Annotated in this window: 10 protein-coding genes and 2 pseudogenes; 7 read left to right on the top strand and 5 right to left on the bottom strand. The window is 72.6% G+C overall.

Annotated elements, in window-relative coordinates; genetic code table 11:
* Positions 1–2: 2 nt before the first annotated feature.
* From MQE23_RS03820 to MQE23_RS03810, 3 genes are read right to left on the bottom strand one after another with little or no spacing between them, the layout of a single operon-like run.
* The gene (locus MQE23_RS03820; protein ID WP_243378240.1) at positions 3–1,244 is read right to left on the bottom strand and encodes an FAD-dependent oxidoreductase; all 1,242 of its coding nucleotides are present in this window, start codon (positions 1,242–1,244) and stop codon (positions 3–5) included.
* Positions 1,241–2,692: an amidase gene (locus tag MQE23_RS03815; RefSeq protein WP_243378239.1), complete on the bottom strand. Its 1,452-nt coding sequence runs from the start codon at positions 2,690–2,692 to the stop codon at positions 1,241–1,243. The genes MQE23_RS03820 and MQE23_RS03815 overlap by 4 nt, the downstream gene beginning before the upstream one ends.
* Positions 2,689–4,008 (bottom strand): Nramp family divalent metal transporter, encoded by a 1,320-nt coding sequence (locus MQE23_RS03810; protein ID WP_243378238.1) that lies wholly within the window; start codon positions 4,006–4,008, stop codon positions 2,689–2,691. Before MQE23_RS03810 ends, MQE23_RS03815 begins: the two co-directional genes overlap by 4 nt.
* A gap of 118 nt (positions 4,009–4,126) precedes the next feature.
* Here MQE23_RS03810 and MQE23_RS03805 point away from each other — a divergent pair, with 118 nt between their 5' ends.
* From MQE23_RS03805 to MQE23_RS03790, 4 genes are all read left to right on the top strand, one after another.
* Positions 4,127–5,122: an Lrp/AsnC family transcriptional regulator gene (locus MQE23_RS03805; RefSeq protein ID WP_243378237.1), complete on the top strand. Its 996-nt coding sequence runs from the start codon at positions 4,127–4,129 to the stop codon at positions 5,120–5,122.
* Positions 5,123–5,281: 159 nt separating this feature from the next.
* Positions 5,282–7,600 (top strand): hypothetical protein, encoded by a 2,319-nt coding sequence (locus MQE23_RS03800; protein ID WP_020274684.1) that lies wholly within the window; start codon positions 5,282–5,284, stop codon positions 7,598–7,600.
* Positions 7,601–7,625: 25 nt separating this feature from the next.
* Positions 7,626–9,515 carry a glycoside hydrolase family 97 protein gene (locus MQE23_RS03795; protein WP_243378235.1) on the top strand — a complete coding sequence of 630 codons (1,890 nt, stop codon included), beginning with the start codon at positions 7,626–7,628 and terminating at the stop codon, positions 9,513–9,515.
* 40 nt (positions 9,516–9,555) lie between these two features.
* Positions 9,556–10,788, top strand: coding sequence for a glycoside hydrolase family 88 protein (locus MQE23_RS03790; protein WP_243378234.1), 1,233 nt, complete (start codon positions 9,556–9,558; stop codon positions 10,786–10,788).
* 16 nt (positions 10,789–10,804) lie between these two features.
* Here MQE23_RS03790 and MQE23_RS03785 read toward each other — a convergent pair whose 3' ends face one another.
* Together MQE23_RS03785 and MQE23_RS03780 are read right to left on the bottom strand one after the other, a co-directional pair.
* Entirely contained in the window at positions 10,805–12,082 is a 1,278-nt protein-coding gene (locus MQE23_RS03785) for an alginate lyase family protein (protein ID WP_243378232.1), read from the bottom strand.
* 137 nt (positions 12,083–12,219) lie between these two features.
* Complete coding sequence (locus tag MQE23_RS03780; RefSeq protein ID WP_243378231.1) at positions 12,220–13,899, bottom strand: NAD-dependent malic enzyme; 1,680 nt, start codon at positions 13,897–13,899, stop codon at positions 12,220–12,222.
* Positions 13,900–14,059: 160 nt separating this feature from the next.
* Between MQE23_RS03780 and MQE23_RS03775 the strand changes: the two genes are divergently transcribed.
* From MQE23_RS03775 to MQE23_RS43620, 3 genes and pseudogenes are all read left to right on the top strand, one after another.
* Positions 14,060–14,527, top strand: coding sequence for a DUF6069 family protein (locus MQE23_RS03775; protein WP_243378229.1), 468 nt, complete (start codon positions 14,060–14,062; stop codon positions 14,525–14,527).
* Positions 14,528–14,725: 198 nt separating this feature from the next.
* Positions 14,726–15,826: pseudogene (locus MQE23_RS43625) on the top strand (hypothetical protein); the annotation flags it as partial.
* Between the two features lie 515 nt (positions 15,827–16,341).
* A pseudogene (locus tag MQE23_RS43620) lies at positions 16,342–16,752 on the top strand (hypothetical protein); the annotation flags it as partial.

Raw genomic sequence — 16,752 nt, 5'->3', positions numbered from 1 at the left:
CGTCACCGCAGCGGATGCAGCGCCGTCAACTCGGCAGCCCGACGGCCCGTGACCATCGACTCCGCCAGCAGCTTGCCGCTGAGGGGGCCCAGGGCGATGCCCCACATGCCGTGGCCGCCGCAGACGTGGACCCGGGGCGAGCGGGTCGGGCCGACCAGGGGCAGGCCGTCCGCCGTGCATGGCCTCGGGCCTGCCCACTCGTCGGTGCGACGGCTGAGGTCGGCCGAAGGGAGCAGATCACGGACGGAGTTGACGATCGCCTCGATGCGGCGGGGATCCGCGGGGCGGTCGGGCCCCGTGAACTCCATCATTCCCGCCACCCGCACCCGGTCCCCGAGCGGAGTGCAGACCACCCGCCGTTCGGCGAAGTAGGTGGGCCGGGTGGGCAGCCCCGCCGGAGGGAGCGAGAAGCTGTAGCCGCGTCCGGACTGCACCGGCACGCGCACCCCGAAGGGCGCGGCCAGGCGGCCGAGCCAGGCGCCGGGGGCGAGGACGGCCGCGTCGGCCCGCACGGACGCGCCGTCCGGGGCGAGGGCGACGACCCCGGTGCCCAGGTCCCGTACGCGGGTGACCTCCAGGCCGGTGACGATCTTTCCGCCCCGGTCGCGGACCGCGTCGGCCAGCGCGGCGACGAAGGCCCCGGGGTCGAGGTGACGCTGGCCGTGCAGTCGTACGGCCGCGTCGACGCGCGGCGAGAGGGCGGGTTCCCACGCGCGTGCCTCGGCCCCCGTGAGCAGGTCGTAGTCGACCTCCTGCCCCGCCGCGCGCACCGCGTCCAGCTCCGCCACGAGCGGGGCACGGCCGGCCGCGGAGGTGAAGGCGAGCAGGCACGCCTCGCCCGAGCGCGTCGGCTCGGTGATCCCGCCCCGGGCCAGCTCGTCGTACGCCGACAGCGCCTGGCGGTTGAGCGCGGCGAGTGCCGCCATCGCCACCTGCCAGCGCTGGTGGGTGCAGTTCCGGGTGAACGCCAGCAGGAAGCGGGCCAGCCGCGGATCCGGGCGGGGCGGGATGTAGAGCGGGGAAGCGGGGGAGAGGAGCGTGCGCAACCCCAGCTTCAGGGCGGCCGGTTCGGGCAGCGGCACGGTCAGGGCGGGGGACAGCCAGCCCGCGTTGCCCCAGGACGCGCCGGCCGCGACGCCCCGCCGGTCGACGACGGTGACTTCGACGCGGCCCTCTTGGAGGAACCAGGCAGTTGCCAGTCCCGCCATGCCCGCACCCACCACCACGACACTGCGCGGGCTCATGACCGGCCGCCTTCCGCCGTTTCCGTGCTCACCGCGACGTCCGGCCGCCGTTCCCCGAACCGCGTCGCCTGCTCGAACGCGTGCCCCGCCCTCAACACGGCCGCGTCCGCCCGGTGCGGCCCGACCACCTGGAGCCCGACCGGCAGCCCGCCGGGGGTGAAGCCGGCCGGGACCGACAGGGCCGGGCAGCCGGTCATGGTGATCAGGCTGGCCGAGCGCATCCAGTCCAGGTACGTCTCCATGGCGATGCCGTCCACCGACGCCGGGTAAGGGAGACGGACGTCGAAGGGCGCGACCTGACTCACCGGCAGCAGCAGGACGTCGTACCTCCCGAAGAACTCGCGCACCCGGTGGAAGAGCGCGGCCTGGAGCAGTTGGGCGCGGCCCAGGTCCGGGCCGGTGAGCTTGCGGCCCTCCTCGATGTTCCAGACGACGTCCGGGGCCATGCGGTGCCGGTGCTCGTCCAGCAGGGGCCCGTGGGCGAGCTCCATCTGCCAGGCGCGCTGGACGTGGAACGCCTCGTCGGCGCCGGACAGGTCGGGGCAGGCCTCCTCGACCTCGCAGCCCAGCGCGGCGAACACCTCCACCGCGCCCCGCACCACGTCCCGGACCTCCGCCTCGACGGGCACGCTCCCGCCGAGGTCGGGCGACCAGGCGACCCGCCAGCCGCGCACATCGCCGTCGAGCCGGCCCGAGAAGAGGGAGCCCGGCGTCTCCAGGGCGAGCGGGCTGCGCGGGTCCGGCCCGGCCAGCACCGACAGCGTCAGGGCGACGTCCTGCACGGTCCGCGCCATGGGTCCCTTGACCGACAGCTGCCCCCACGGGGCCTTGTCGGGCCAGGAGGGGACCCGGCCGGGGGAGGGGCGCAGGCCGACCACGTTGTTGAAGGACGCCGGGTTGCGCAGCGAGCCGCCGGTGTCGCTGCCGTCGGCGATCGGCTGCATGCCACAGGCGAGGGCGGCCCCGGCTCCGCCGCTGCTGCCGCCCGCGCTGCGCGAGAGGTCGTAAGGGTTGCGGGTCGCGCCGAAGACGGGGTTGACGGTGTGCGAACCCATGCCGAGTTCGGGCACGTTGGTCTTGCCGAGCGTGATGGCCCCGGCCCGCTTGAGACGCTCGACGACCAGGTGGTCCCGGGCCGGGACGTGGTCGGCGAGGACGGGGGAGCCGTACGTCGTGCGGATGCCCGCGGTGTCGTGGAGGTCCTTGTGGGCGACGGGCAGCCCGTGCAGCGGCCCCAACTCGGCCTGTGACACAGCCCGTTCGTCCGCCTCGGCCGCCGCCTCGAGCGCTCGGTCGGCGACCAGGGTGACGATCGCGTTCACCGACGGGTTCACCCGGTCGATCCGTTCGAGATGGGCGGTGACGACCTCGCGGGCGGAGATCTCACGGCGCCGCAGGGCCGCGGCGAGCTCGGTCGCGGTGGCGAAGCACAGGTCGGCGGGGTTCACAGTCCTCCCAGGGTTTCCTTGAGCTGTACGACGGCGAGCACCCCGAACAGGACGAAGGAGCCCGACAGCAGCACGTTCGACAGGGTCTTGTTGCGGTACGGCGGCTGCAGACCGCGCCGGTTGAGAAGGACCAGCAGCGCCCCGGACAGCAGCGGCAGGACGAGGGAGCCCACGGCGGCGTAGGTGAGCAGCAGGGGGACCGGCTTCCCGGCGAAGGTCACCGCCACGGACGTGGCCGCGCAGTAGAGCACGAACAGGCGGAACGGGCGGCTGCGCTGGCCCATGTGCCGCTCGGCCTCGTCGTCCGGCACCCCGCGCAGGGTGCGCAGCGAGTCGGCCAGCAGGTAGCACAGGGCGTTGAAGCCGCCGACCAGGGCGCTCAGGGTGACGAGGAAGAAGGTGCCCAGGAACAGCACCCGGGCCGCCGACCCCAGGTCCGCGCCGAGCGGTTCGGCCAGCGCGGCGAGTCCGTCGTTGCCGGTGATCGTCCGGCCGCTGCCGTACAGCAGACCGGTGCCCACGATCGAGGTGCACACCACGAACAGGAACGTGACCGTGTAGCTCATCGCCGTGTCGGCCCGCATGACGGGCAGCCAGCTCGCGTGCCGCCAGCGCTTCTCCCGCACCCAGTAGCTGTACGAGGCCACTCCGGCCGTGCCGCCCACCCCGCCGACCAGCGCCAGCACGGTGATCACGTCGCCCTCCGGCAGGCGCGGCCGCAGCGAGGACACCAGTCCGGACGGGTCGTCCATGGTCACCAGCGTGACCACGGCCAGCACGACCATGCCGACGAACTTGGCCAGCATGAACCCGCTCATCACCCGCTCGAACAGCGAGTACCGGCCCACGTACACGATCCCGGCCGACGCCAGCGCGATCACCAGGGCCAGTGGTCTCACCGGCAGCGCGGGGAACAGCGTCGACAGCGCGAGCGACGCCACCGAGCTCAGGGCCGCCCCGTACAGCAACCCGATGACCAGGACGAAACCGAAGAAGGCGTACGGGAGCCAGCGGGCGGCCGAACGCAGGCTCGCGATCACCGTCAGGCCGGTCGCCAGATACAGGCGTCCCACGGCTTCGGTCAGCGCGTACTTGAGCACGACGCCGATGAGGATCGCCCACAGCAGGGCCATGCCGTAGCCGGCGGCGCCCGCCAGCGACGTCACCATGTCGCCGGCGCCCACGCTGGCCGCCGCGAGGACCAGCCCCGGCCCGAGGACGGCCAGCCGCCCGCGCCGGGTGGCGGGGGCGGGGAAGGACTCGGGGGACGGGGCAGCCGTCGGTGGATGAGGGGGACTTCCGGGTGTCGCGGTCACGTCGGCCACCTCCGGAGATAGGGAAAGCGTGGTCCGGCTTCCGGCAGAGTCGGCCAGGCCGACGGATGGGAACAAGATTCCCTGGGAAATCGACGGAATCAGCCATACGCTCAGGCCGATGGACGCACCGCACACCGGCTTCGTGGCCGATTCGCTGGACCGGCGCATCATCAGCGCGCTGCAGATCGACGGCCGCGCCTCGTGGCACGCCATCGCGACGGCGCTCGGCGAACCGGAACGGACCGTCGTCCGGCGGGGCACCCGGCTGCTGGACTCCGGGCTGGTACGGATCGGCGCCATGGCGGTGCGCGGGCGCAGCACGGTGATCGGAGTGCGCTGCGCACCCGGCCAGGCCCGTGTGGTCGCCACCGCGCTGGCGCGCCGGCCCGACTGTGCCTTCGCCCACGTCCTGACCGGGACCTGGGACTGCGTCGCGGAGGTGCAGTGCCCGCGCGACCGTCTCGCCGGTCTCGTCATGGACGAGCTCCCGGGTCTGCCGGGGGTCGTACGGACGCTGACGCTCCCGGTGCTGCGGCACGTGCGGACGATTCGCGAGTGGCACGCGGGTCTGCTCACCGAGGCCGAGATCACCGCCCTCACCGCCGGGACGGGGGCCGCCTCGGCGTCGGCGGACGTGTCACCCGCGTTCGACGGTGCCGGGGAACTCTCCCGCGCCGACCGGCTGCTGGTGAACGCCCTGGCCGAGGACGGGCGGTGCACGTTCGACGAACTGGCCCGCGTGTCCGGGGTGTCCGAGGCCACTGCCCGGCGCCGGCTGGGCGCCCTGCGCAGGGCGGGACGGGTCCGCGTCCGTGCCGTGATCGAACCGGTGCTGCTCGGGCTGCCGGTGGAGGCGGTGCTGTGGGTGCGGACGGTGCCGTCGGAGGTCGACGCGGTGACGGCGGGGCTCGCCGCGTCCCCGCACGTCCGGTACGTCAGCTTCGTCACCGGTGAACGCCAGCTGCTGGTCCTGACCGCGTTTCCGGACGAAGCGGCGCTCCACGACTTCGTCACGCGTTCGCCGTGGTTGCGCGAGGCGGTGTCGGTGGATGTGTCGATGGTCCTCGGCTCGCTGAAGAGGGGCGGGATGCTCGCGCCGTGGCTGCGTGACTGACGTCCTGTTCAGACCGGGCGAACGGGGCTGAGTCCTCCTCGATACATCGGAGGGCTCATCCACATGGACCGCGTTCATGTCATTGACAGGTGCATGAACGCTGCTTAGGTTCCCCGATACACCCGATGTATCGATGATCCGTCAGGTCTGGAGGACACGATGACCTCACAGCCGGAGCAACGTTCGAAGGTGGCCCGCAGAGCCGTACTCGGCACCGCCCTCTCGGGCGCCGCGGCGGCGGCCCTGCCCGGCACGGCCCAAGCCCAGGAACCCACCGGGACGGTGCCGTCCGACGCCGGCGGCGGCAGACGCCCCTGGAAGCTCCGCGACACCATGACCACCGACAGCGCCTGGTCGACGTTCCTGCGCGGCCAGGACCTGCTGTGGACCAGGCTGCCCACCCGCTGGTACGAGGGCCCCTTCCTCGGCGACGGGCTGCTCGGCAGCATGATCTACCGGGAGCCGGACGCCAACCAGGTCCGCTTCACCGTCCAGCACGGCCGGGTGCAGGACCACCGCCCCGAGTTCGGGAGCGGCTGGGGCACCTGCCGGCTGCCCGTGGGGCACCTCACGCTCGAACCGGCCGGCACCATCACCGCCGTCGACTGGCGGCTGAGCCTGTGGAACGCCGAACTCACCGGCACCGTCACCACCACCGCGGGCAAGCTCACCCTCTCCGCCCTCATCCACGACGAGGTGCTCGCCGTCCGGGTGCGGGCCACCGGCGGCGAGCGCGCCGTCTGGACCTTCCACCCCGAGGAGGCCATCAGCCCCCGGAAGATCCAGGAGCCCCCGCCCGCCGACTACATCCCCAACCCGCCCTGGACCACGAAGACCGCCGCCGACGGCACCGAGCAGGTGCTCCAGCCGCTCACCGGCGCCCAGACCGCCACCGCCTACCGGCGCGACGGCGACGAACTGCTGCTCAGCGTCGGGCACAGCGCCCCCTCCACCACCGCGGCCGAGGCCGACTCGCTGCGCAACCTGCGGCGCGCCGGGTCCTACGGCACCCTCCGGCGACGGCACACGCGCTGGTGGCACGCCTTCTACCAGAAGAGCTTCGTCTCGTTCCCCGACCAGCGGCTCCAGAGCTTCCACTGGATCCAGCTCTACAAGGTCGCCTCCGCCAGCCGGGCCGGCGGCCCCGTCATGGCCACCTCCGGGCCGTGGCTGGAGCCCACCCCCTGGCCCGCGGTCTGGTGGAACCTCAACGTCCAGCTGGAGTACTGGCTCATCCACGGCTCCAACCACCTGGAACTCGACGCGCTCGCCACCACCCTGCGCCAGAACCAGGAACAGCTCATCGCCAACGTGCCCACCGCCTACCGGGCCGACAGCTCGGGCGTCGGCCGCAGCTCCGACATGTTCGCCAACCGGGGAGTGGGCAGGCCCGGCAGCGGCACCGAGGCCGGCAACCTCACCTGGGCGCTGCACAACGTGTGGCTGTCCTACAGACACTCCATGGACAAGGCGCTCCTGCGCGACACGGTCTTCCCCGTCCTGCGCCGGGCCGTCAACTACTACCTGCACTTCCTCACCCCGGGCAGCGACGGCAAGCTGCACCTGCCGAGCACGCTCTCGCCCGAGTACCCCGTCGTACCGCCGCAGGACACCAACTACGACCTGGCCCTGATCCGCTGGGCCTGCCAGACGCTCATCGAGTCCGCCGAAGTCCTCGGCATCGACGACGACCTGGCCCCGCGCTGGCGGGAGGTGCTGGCCAAGCTCACGCCCTACCCGGTCGACGACAACGGCTTCATGATCGGCGCCGACACGCCGTACGAGCGGTCCCACCGGCACTACTCCCACCTGCTGATGGTGTACCCGCTGTACCTCGTCAACTGGGACCAGCCCGAGAGCCGCGACCTGATCACCACGTCGGTGGAGCACTGGCACGCGCTGACCGGCGCCCACCGCGGCTACAGCTACACCGGCGCCGCCTCGATCTACGCGATGACCGGCGACGGTGACACGGCGATCGGCTACTTACGGAGGTTCTTCGACACCTCCACCCGCTACCCCTGCCAGGCCAACACCCACTACACCGAGGCCGGCCCGGTCATCGAGACGCCGCTGTCCGCCTCGCAGTCCCTGCACGACATGTTCTGCCAGAGCTGGGGCGGCGTGATCCGCGTCTTCCCGGCCGTCCCGACCGCATGGGCGGACGTCACCCTGCACGACTTCCGCACCCAGGGCGCCTTCCTGGTCAGCGCCGTCCGCAAGAAGGGGGCCACCCGGTTCATCCGGATCAAGAGCCTGGCCGGCGAGCCGCTCAAACTCCGGCACGGCCTCACCGGCACCCTCACCGTGCTGCTCGACGACGGCACCCCGGCCCGCACCCGCGACCTGGGCGGCGGCACCCTCGCCATCGACCTGCCCAAGGGCCGCGAGGTGCTCGTCCACTCCGGATCGCGCCCCGACCTCGTCATCGCGCCCGTCGCCGTCGGCGAACCGGGTCCGGCTTGGGGACTGCCGTAACCGCCACACACCTCGGAGGGTTCACATGGCTGTTCCGATCAGAACCGTGGTCGCCGCGCTGTGCACCGCACTGGCGGCCACCCTCCTCACCACCGCTCCCGCCGGGGCCGAGCAGCGGGAGCGCGCCTGGACGGTGACCGTCGCCGCGGACGCCCCCCGCGCACGCATAGCCCTGGACGACGCCACCGGCACACTGAGCCTGTCGGTGACCCGTGGCGGCCGTACGGTCATCGAGCCGTCGCCGGTCGGCATCGTCACCGAACGGGCCGACTTCTCCAAGGATCTGCGCTTCCTGCGCGGCAAGAACCGGACGGTCGAGGAGCGCTACCGCACCAGGTCGGGCAAGCGGCTGGACCGCCGGGTCCGCATGAACGAGACCCGCCTGTCCTTCGCCACCCCCGCGGGCGCCCGGCTCGACCTGCTGGTCCGCGCCGCCGCCGACGGCGTCGCCTACCGCTACGTCCTGCCCGCCGGACACGGCGACGTGCTCGGCGAGACCTCCGCCTTCACCCTGCCCCCGGACGCAGGCGCCTGGCTGGGCACCTACCGGCCCGACAACGAGGGCCAGTTCACCGAGTACACCGCCGCCACGGCCCCCACCGGCGCGTACTCGCCCCAGGCGCTGTTCGCGACCGACGGCGGGTACACCCTGCTCGCCGAGTCCGACCTCACCGGCGCCTACTCCGGAGCCCGGCTCGCCCACGACAAGGGCACCGGCACCTACCGCGTCGAACTGGCCGACGACCGGGTCAAGACCGACGGCCCCCTGACCACCCCCTGGCGCGCCATGGTCACCGGCGACCTGGCCACCGTCACCCGGTCCACCTTCACCGACGACCTCGCTCCCGCCTCCAAGGTCGCCGACCCGTCCTGGATCAGGCCCGGGACCGTGCTGTGGACCTGGCTCGCCGGCGGCCGCCCGGCCGGGCAGAGTCTCGCCGCGCAGAAGGCCTACGTCGACTACGCCGCCGAGCGGAACTGGCCCTACGAGGCCGTCGACGCGGGCTGGTATTTCAAGGCCGACGAGTGGGACGTCACCGACCCCGACTGGCAGACCAACAGCTGGATGCCGGAGCTCGTGGACCACGCCCGCGCCAAGGGCGTCGGGATCATCGTCTGGATCCACCAGCGCGAGCTCGACACACCCGAGGAACGCGCACAGTGGCTGCCCACTCTGGAGCGGTGGGGCGTCAAGGGAGTCAAGATCGACTTCATGGACTCCGAGGCGCAGGCCACCCTCCAGTGGTACGACGCCATCCTCCGGGAGACGGCCGCCCACCACCTCATGGTGAACTTCCACGGCTCGACCGTCCCCAAGGGCATCCAGCGCACCTGGCCCCACGTCATGACCCTGGAGGGCGTCGCCGGCGAGGAGAAGCGCACCAACACCGCCGCCCACCTCACCACCCTGCCCTTCACCCGCAACGTCATCGGCTCCATGGACTTCACCCCCGGCGCCTTCCATCGCGTCGGCCTGCGCCCCAACTCCGACGCGGCCGAGGTCGGGCTCACCGTCGCCTACGAGTCGGGCCTCCAGATGTTCGCGGGCACCCCCGATTCGTACGACGCCCGGCCGCTCGCCCGGGACTACTTCGACCAGGTCCCCGCCGCGTGGAACGACACCCGGCTGCTCGCCGGCCGGCCCGGCCGGGAAGCCGTGCTCGCCCGCCGCAGCGGAGACCGCTGGTTCCTGGGCGGGGTGTACGCCGGCCCCGCCCGCAGGGCGGAGGTGCCGCTGACCATCGGCGCGGGACGCTGGCTGGTCGAAACGATCCAGGACGGCGCCGACGGGCTCGTCAGGAACCGTCAGGTGCTGCGCGGCGGCGACACGTTCGCCGTGGACGTGGTCGCGAACGGCGGCTTCGCCGGGATCGCCTGTCCCTGGCGCCCGGGTGTCACCACCTGCCACCGCTGAGCCAGTTCACGTGCCTGAACACCGAGTTGGAGGGATCAGCATGAGTGTTTCCCGGCGTACCGTGCTGGCCACAGCGGCCGGCGCCACGGCGTTATGCGCTTCCCCTGCACCTGCCGCAGCCGCGGACACGACCGCCGGCCGCGTGCCGGCGCCCACCCTGCGCAAGCTCCGCGCGGCGGCCGACTACGCCGTCGAGAAGGTCGCCGCCGTCGCGCCGGACGTGACCGCCTTCCCCGTCGGCACGAAGTTCGAGAAGTGGGTCTACTCGCAGAACGGCGACTGGGTCGGCGGATTCTGGCCGGGCACGCTGTGGATGGCGTGGCTCCACAGCAAGGACGAGGCCTTCCGCACGCATGCCCTGGACTCGGCGCGGAAGCTGGCCCCTCGCCAGTACGACACCGGCACGCACGACCTCGGCTTCCTCTTCTACCCGTCCTGGGTCACCGCCTGGCGGCTGACCGGCGATGAAGCCTGGCGGACCGGCGCCCTGCGGGCGGCCGACTCCCTCATCCAGCGGTACAACCCGCGGGGGCGCTTCATCAGGGCGTGGGGCCCGCTGAACGATCCGAAGAACGCCGGCCGCGTCATCATCGACACGATGATGAACCTCGACCTGCTGGCGTTCGCGAGCCGGCAGACGGGGGACGACAGGTACCTGGACATCGCCGTGGAACACGCGAAGACCACCCGGCGGGTCTTCCCCCGCCCGGACGGATCGACGCCGCACGTCTACGACTTCGACCCGGACAGCGGCGCGCCCGTCGGACCGAACACCGTGCAGGGGTACAGCCCCACGTCCTGCTGGGCGCGCGGGCAGGCGTGGGGACTGTACGGCTTCACCACCCTGTACCGGAGGACCGGGAACCGGGACTTCCTGACCACCGCCCGCGCACTCGCGGACTACGCGGTCGGAGCACTCACCCCGGACCACGTCCCGGTGTGGGACTACCGCGCGCCGCAGCAGCCCCACGACATCAAGGACGCGTCGGCCGGAGCGATCACCGCCTGCGGGCTGCTGGACCTGGCCGCGGCCACCGGCAGGCACGCCTACCGTGAGGTGGCGCTACGGCTGCTCACCGCACTCTCGGAGACGTGCCTGACGAGGAACTCGGCCCGCGCGGAAGCCGTGGTGGCCCGCTGCACCCGCAACCGTCCGGCCGAGGACGGCATCGAGATCTCCCTCCCGTATGCCGACTACTACCTGCTGGAAGGCATCCTGCGGGTGCTCCAGCCGCAGGACGTCGACCGGGCGATCGACCTCTCCACGGTCTGACGGGCAGGGAGTGCCGTCAGCCTGCGATGGAGTCCAGCTGTTCCGCCGCCGGGCGCAGGAGCCACAGGTCGCCGCCCGGCGGCTCCTCCAGCGACCGCACGGCCCGCTGCGCCCGCCTGTCCCCGGCATCGGCCGCCGCGTGCACGACGTCGGTCGCCGCGTACCGGCGGAACTGAAGCTCCGGATGCGGCCAGGCGGCCGTTCCCGTCGCGGCGGGCAGGAGGAAGCCGACCGCCTTGAACAGGCTCTCCTTCTCCGGCCCCTGATAGGCCCACAGGTCCACGCCGGCGTTCCGGCCGATGGCCGCCAGCCGCGCATGGGCGACCAGGGTGAACGTCGAGTAGTGCCAGCTCCTGGTCCGGGTCAGCTCCTGGGGCTGGCTGCCGTCGGCCGCGATCTGCGGTGCGATGCGTTTGTGCCGGGCGTCGAGGACCGTTCGGCGGGCCAGTTCCCGGTCACCGGTCGCGTAGGCGAGGCCGGCGAGCAGCAGGTCGTAGAAGGTGCCGTGGTTGTTCGTGGCGGCGGCCTCCTGCTTGCCGAAGTCGCTGTTCCTGAGCCAGTCGAGGAAATCGGTGTTCCACCGGGCCATGCCCCTGCGGTCCTTCGCGGTCCAGCCCGGGGCGCCGCTCTCCAGGAGGGCGAGCGCGTCGAGGACGCTGGTGTAGGACTGCGAGAAGTCGATGATGCCGATGGCGCGACCGTCGTACTTGCACGGGATGAACTGCGCGTGGTTCAGGTTCGGGTTCATCCTCGTGGCCGGATCGAGGAACCAGGTGCGCAGCACCTGCCCGGCCTTCTCGGCGTAGCGCGCTTCCCCGGTGTAGTACCAGGCGAGGGAGAGGTCGTAGGCGGAGTCGAAGGTCTTCTCGACGTCCTGGCGGTCGGTGCCGGAGTCGACCTCGGGGTTGCGCTCGCCGTCGCGTTGCACGTACGGGCAGCCCCACGGATTGTCCGGGGCCGGGGCCTTGGTGGGCCACCAGTACGGAGCCTGACTGAGGTAGTCGTGGAGATCTCCGCTCGGGGCGGGCCGGGGTTTGTCCACGACGGTCCAGGGCCCCTGGTCCAGCCATCTGTCGGCGCGCCCCCGCAGCACCTCGACGGCGCGCCGGAGTCGGGGATCTCCGTGATCCAGCCGGACCTTGGTCCGGTGCAGACGGGTGCCGTCCAGTACGGCGGTGTGCGGGGTCCGGTACGTGTGCTGGGCCTCCGCGCGGGCCGAGGCGGTGGGGGCGGCCCCCGTGATGAGCGCGGCGAGAACCACCAGCAGGACGCCTAATCGAGGTCTTGTCCTCATGATCCACTCCCTTCGAGTTCATGACCGTGAACGCCGTTCAAGTGGAGGGGTGGACATGAGCATGTCACGACAGCATCGAGGGGAAAAGAGGCGGTGAGAGATCGCCATCCGGCCGACGCCGGCCGCCCGGCCCGTACTCAGGTCTCGTACCGCGGTGTCCACTGCGTCTTGGCGATCGCCTCGCGCAGTTCCGCTTCCGTCGCCCGCGGGGCCACCCCGTCCTCGACGGCGGCGAGGGCCGCGGCCAGTGCGATCTCGCGGGCGGACTCGCGCATCCCGCTCAGGGGCGGCAGCAGCGGCACGGGACCGTCGTCGCCATGCGCCGCCCGTACCGCGCAGTCGGCGACGGCCCGGGCGGCGGCCACCATCATGCGGTCGGTGACGCGCGTGGCCCGGCTCGCCGTCACCGCGAGGCCCATGGCCGGGAAGACGTACACGTTGTTCGACTGCGCCACCGGCACCTGGTTCCCGTCCACCGTCAGTGGCGGAAAGGGTGAGCCGGTGGCGATCAGCGCCCGGCCGCCGGTCCAGCGGGTGAGGTCCGCCGGCTCGGCCTCGGAGTGGGAGGTGGGGTTGGAGAGCGGGAAGATGACGGGCCGTTCGCAGGTCGATCCCATCTGCCGCACGATCTCCTCGGTGAACGCGCCGTGAGCCGTCGACAGCCCGATGAGCGCCGTCGGCTCGACACGGCGCACCACCTCGGCGAGGCCGGTGCCGGCCCAGCCGGTCACCTCGTCGTCGTCGCGCGCGAACACCCGCTGCTGCGGCGTCAGTTCCGTACGCGAGCGCACCAACAGGCCGTCGACGTCCAGGATCCAGAACCGTGCCGTGGCCTCGTCCTCGGACAGGCCCTCCTCGACCATGGCGGTCCGGATCATGTCGGCGACACCGATGGCGGCCGACCCCGCGCCCAGAATCACCAGGCGCTGCTCGGACAGCGGAGTGCCGGACACGTTCGCAGCGGTGGACAGGGCGCCGAGCGTGACGGCCGCCGTGCCCTGGATGTCGTCGTTGAAGGTGAGCAGCCGGTCCCGGTAGCGCGAGAGGATGGGATGGGCGTGGGCGGTGGCGAAGTCCTCCCACTGGAGCAGCGTGCCGGGCAGCTCCGCCTCGACCGCCGAGACGAACGCCTCGATCATCTCGTCGTAGTCGGGGCCGGTCAGCCTGCGGGCGCGCCGACCGAGGTAGCGCGGGTTGCCGAGCAGGTCCTCGTTGTCGGTGCCGACGTCCAGCAGGATCGGCAGGGTGCGGGCGGGGTGGATGCCGCCGATCGCCGTGTAGAGGCTGAGCTTGCCGATCGGGATGCCCATCCCGCCCACGCCCTGGTCGCCCAGGCCGAGGATGCGCTGCCCGTCGGTGACGACGATGACGTCCACGTCCTTGTCGCGGTGCGGGCGGTTGCGCAGGATGTCCCGGAAACGGTGCCGGTCCTCCCACGTCAGGAACAGTCCGCGCGGCCGCCGGTAGATCTCGCTGAAACGCTGACAGGCCTCACCCACCGTCGGCGTGTAGACGACCGGCAGCAACTCCTCCAGATACTCGGTGACCAGACGGTAGAACAGCACCTCGTTGGTGTCCTGGAGCTGGCGCAGGTAGATGTGCCGGTTGAGGGGCTTGTCGTAGCCGTGGAACGCCTCGTAGGCGCGGGCGACCTGCTCGTCCAGGGTCTCCACGGCGGGCGGCAGCAGCCCGTCGAGGCCGAGCTCGGCGCGCTCCTGCCGGCTGAAGGCGGTGCCCTTGTTGACCAGCGGGTCGGCCAGGGTCGTGACGCCGGGGCCGGTGGTCGTGCGGGGGTGCTGGGTCTTCGGCTGGTTCATGGGGTGACGCCTTCCCCGGACTCGCCCGTTCGTGCAGGTGACTTGCGCTGTTCGGCCGAACGGTCTGCCGGTCCCCGGTTCACCGATGAGTTCCGGCGCGTCGCCCGGTCTACCTCTCCGTAAGGCGTACCGAGCCCAACACCGAGCAGGAGAAGGCGACATGAGCGTGACGACCCCTCAGACGCAGGCCCGCACCGACTCCCGGCACACCACCGGCTTCCTTTCCACGCGCCCCGTATGGCTGGTCGGCGTCCTGGCGACGCTCGCCGGTGCCGTCGTCACGGAGGCGTTCGCACTCGTCACCCGGGCCGCGGGCGTCCCGATGGAGGCGGCCAGCCCCGGCGCCCGGGAGGCCGCGGAGATCCCCGTCGGCGGCTTCGGCGGCGGCGTGGTGTTCTGGTCGGTCGCCGGGATCGTCCTGGCGGTGGTGCTCGCCCGCTGGGCGAAGCGGCCCGCCCGCACGTTCACCGTGACCACCGTCGTCCTCACCGCACTGTCCCTCGCCGGCCCGGCCGTCGCCCCGCACACGGCCACGTCCACCCAGATCGTCCTCGCCGCGTCGCATGTGGTGGCCGCCGCGGTGATCATCCCCCTGGTGGCACGTCGGCTGTCCCTCGTGCGGAGGTGACGCCCTCGACTCCCACGCTCCCGACACCGGCCCGTCGCGCTCACCGCGGACGGGCCGTCGTCGTGCACCACGCGACAGCCCCGAACGGCCCAATCGCACTGCGCCGTAGGAGGCGACCGTGGATGAGCGGTGTGACCGTGGTGGAAGGGATGCGCGTGCACCCCTGAATGCGTGTGCACACCTGGACGAGGAGACGCGATGGCGGAGGGACAGGCCGAGGGCGGCACGGCGTGCGCTGCCACGAGAGGCGGCGAGGATCCGCCCCGCGACCGGTCCCCGGACGCCTTCGAGCAGGTGAGCGCCGTCGCCGACGCCGTCCTCTACGAGGGCTACCTCCTCTATCCCTACCGCCGGTCCTCGGCCAAGAACCGCGTCCGCTGGCAGTTCGGGGTCCTGTTCCCGCGGGACTGGGTGGAGGCGGACGGCCCCGTGGTCCCCGGTGTCTCCGGCTCCGCCGACTCCTGGTACCAGCAGACCGAGTGCCTGCTGCGGATCCGGCGGCCCGGCAGCGCGTCCGTACGTGTGCGGATCCGTCACCTCCAGATGCAGCGCAAGCAGGTGGAGGAGACCCGGGACGGCCGTCAGCACGCCGTCGAGTCGCTGCGCACCGCCGACGGCACGACGCATCTGACCTTTGACGAGGCCGTGCCGTGTGAACACGAGGTCGAGGTCCCGCTCGACGAGCTTCTTCAGGGCGGACGCACCGTTCCCGTGGTGGTGCCGGCCGGCGTGGACGTCGAGCCGCTGCCCGCCGGGCGGGTGGTGCGACACCGCGAGGAGGTACGGGCCGACGTCACCGTCACCGCCGAGCGACTGGCGGACGACCTCTGCCGGCTCCGTGTGCGCACCACGAACACCGGATCCGCACCAGAGTCGCGGACCGCTCGTGACGAGGCGCTGCGGCGCGCCCTCATCGCCACCCACACCCTCATCGGCGGCGACGGCGTGGAGTTCGTCTCGCTGATCGATCCGCCGGCGGACCTGAGCGCACTCGCCCGCTCCTGCCGGAACGAGTTCACCTTCCCCGTCCTCGGCGGCGACGACGGCCACGTCCTGCTCTCCGCACCGATCATCCTGCCCGACCACCCCCGGGTGGCCCCCGAGAGCCCGGGCGACCTGCACGACGCCGCCGAGATCGACGAGATCCTCACGCTGCGCACGATGCTGCTGACCGACGAGGAGAAGCGCGAGGCGCGGGCCACCGACCCGAGGGCGGCCGCGATCCTCGACCGCGTCGACACGATGCCGCAGGAGGTCTTCGAACGCCTGCACGGCGCCGTCCGCTCCCTGACGCCGGCCGCCCCCGTGACTGCCGACCCCGGGACCCCGGCGCCTGCGGCTGCCGCGCCCGTGACGCCCGTGCTTGCAGCTTCGGCGGCCGGGGCTGCCGTCCCCGTGACTCCGGTGCCTGGGACTGCCGCGCTTGCGACTTCGGCGGCCGGGGCTGCCGCGCCCGTGACGTCCGCGCTTGTGACCCCGGCGCCCGGGGTTCCCGACCCCGTGACGCCCGCGCCCGTGACACCGATGCCGGGGGCTCCCGCCCCTGTGACCCCGACGCCTGGGGCCCCAGCCCCCGTGACGCCCGTGCCGGCGCCCCCGATGCCCGGGGCTCCCGCCCCCATGACGCCCGCGCCCGCGGCCCCGTTGCCAGGGGCAGCCGTCCCCGGGACCTCGGCGCATGGGGCTCCCGCCCCTATGAGCCGGACGCCTGGGGCTCCCGCTCCCATGACGCCCGTGCCGGCGACCCCGACGCCCGGGACTCCCGCCCCCGTAGCGCCCGCGCCCGCCCCCGCGACCCCGGCACCCGCGCCCCCGCCCCCACCGACCGCCCCGCCTGGTGGCAGGAGGGTGCCGACGACGGTCTCTCCCCGGTCACCGACACCGTGCTCGTCGGCGGCGTCCCGCTGGGCGGCGGCAGCCGCGTCCGGCTTCGCCCCCGGGGACGCGGCGCCGACGCCCAGGACATGTTCCTGGCCGGTCGCACCGCCGAGGTCGCCGCCGTCTTCCACGACGTGGACGGCAGCGTGCACCTGGCCGTCACCCTCGACGACGACCCCGCGTCCGAACTGCACACCTGGTACGGCCGCTTCCACTACTTCCGGCCCGACGAGCTCGAACCCCTCGGGCCCGCCGGATCCCCGGACGAGCCGTCGGCACCGGCTCCCGCCGCAGCCCCCTCGCGGCACACGACCGACTCCGAGACCCCCGCAGCGGAGGCCGAGTGA

The sequence above is a fragment of the Streptomyces sp. HP-A2021 genome, assembly GCF_022807935.1.
GTDB lineage: Bacteria > Actinomycetota > Actinomycetes > Streptomycetales > Streptomycetaceae > Streptomyces > Streptomyces afghaniensis.
The sequence above is the reverse complement of the archived record's forward strand: the minus strand, read 5'-3'. Positions and strand labels throughout refer to the sequence as shown.

What these genes read in the sequence shown, in the direction of transcription:
- MQE23_RS03800 (WP_020274684.1), top strand. Translation starts at nt 5,282, where the DNA reads ATGACCTCACAGCCGGAGCAACGTTCGAAGGTGGCCCGCAGAGCCGTA.
- MQE23_RS03805 (WP_243378237.1), top strand. Translation starts at nt 4,127, where the DNA reads ATGGACGCACCGCACACCGGCTTCGTGGCCGATTCGCTGGACCGGCGC.
- MQE23_RS03795 (WP_243378235.1), top strand. Translation starts at nt 7,626, where the DNA reads ATGGCTGTTCCGATCAGAACCGTGGTCGCCGCGCTGTGCACCGCACTG.
- MQE23_RS03785 (WP_243378232.1), bottom strand. Translation starts at nt 12,082, where the DNA reads ATGAGGACAAGACCTCGATTAGGCGTCCTGCTGGTGGTTCTCGCCGCG.
- MQE23_RS03780 (WP_243378231.1), bottom strand. Translation starts at nt 13,899, where the DNA reads ATGAACCAGCCGAAGACCCAGCACCCCCGCACGACCACCGGCCCCGGC.
- MQE23_RS03775 (WP_243378229.1), top strand. Translation starts at nt 14,060, where the DNA reads ATGAGCGTGACGACCCCTCAGACGCAGGCCCGCACCGACTCCCGGCAC.
- MQE23_RS03820 (WP_243378240.1), bottom strand. Translation starts at nt 1,244, where the DNA reads ATGAGCCCGCGCAGTGTCGTGGTGGTGGGTGCGGGCATGGCGGGACTG.
- MQE23_RS03790 (WP_243378234.1), top strand. Translation starts at nt 9,556, where the DNA reads ATGAGTGTTTCCCGGCGTACCGTGCTGGCCACAGCGGCCGGCGCCACG.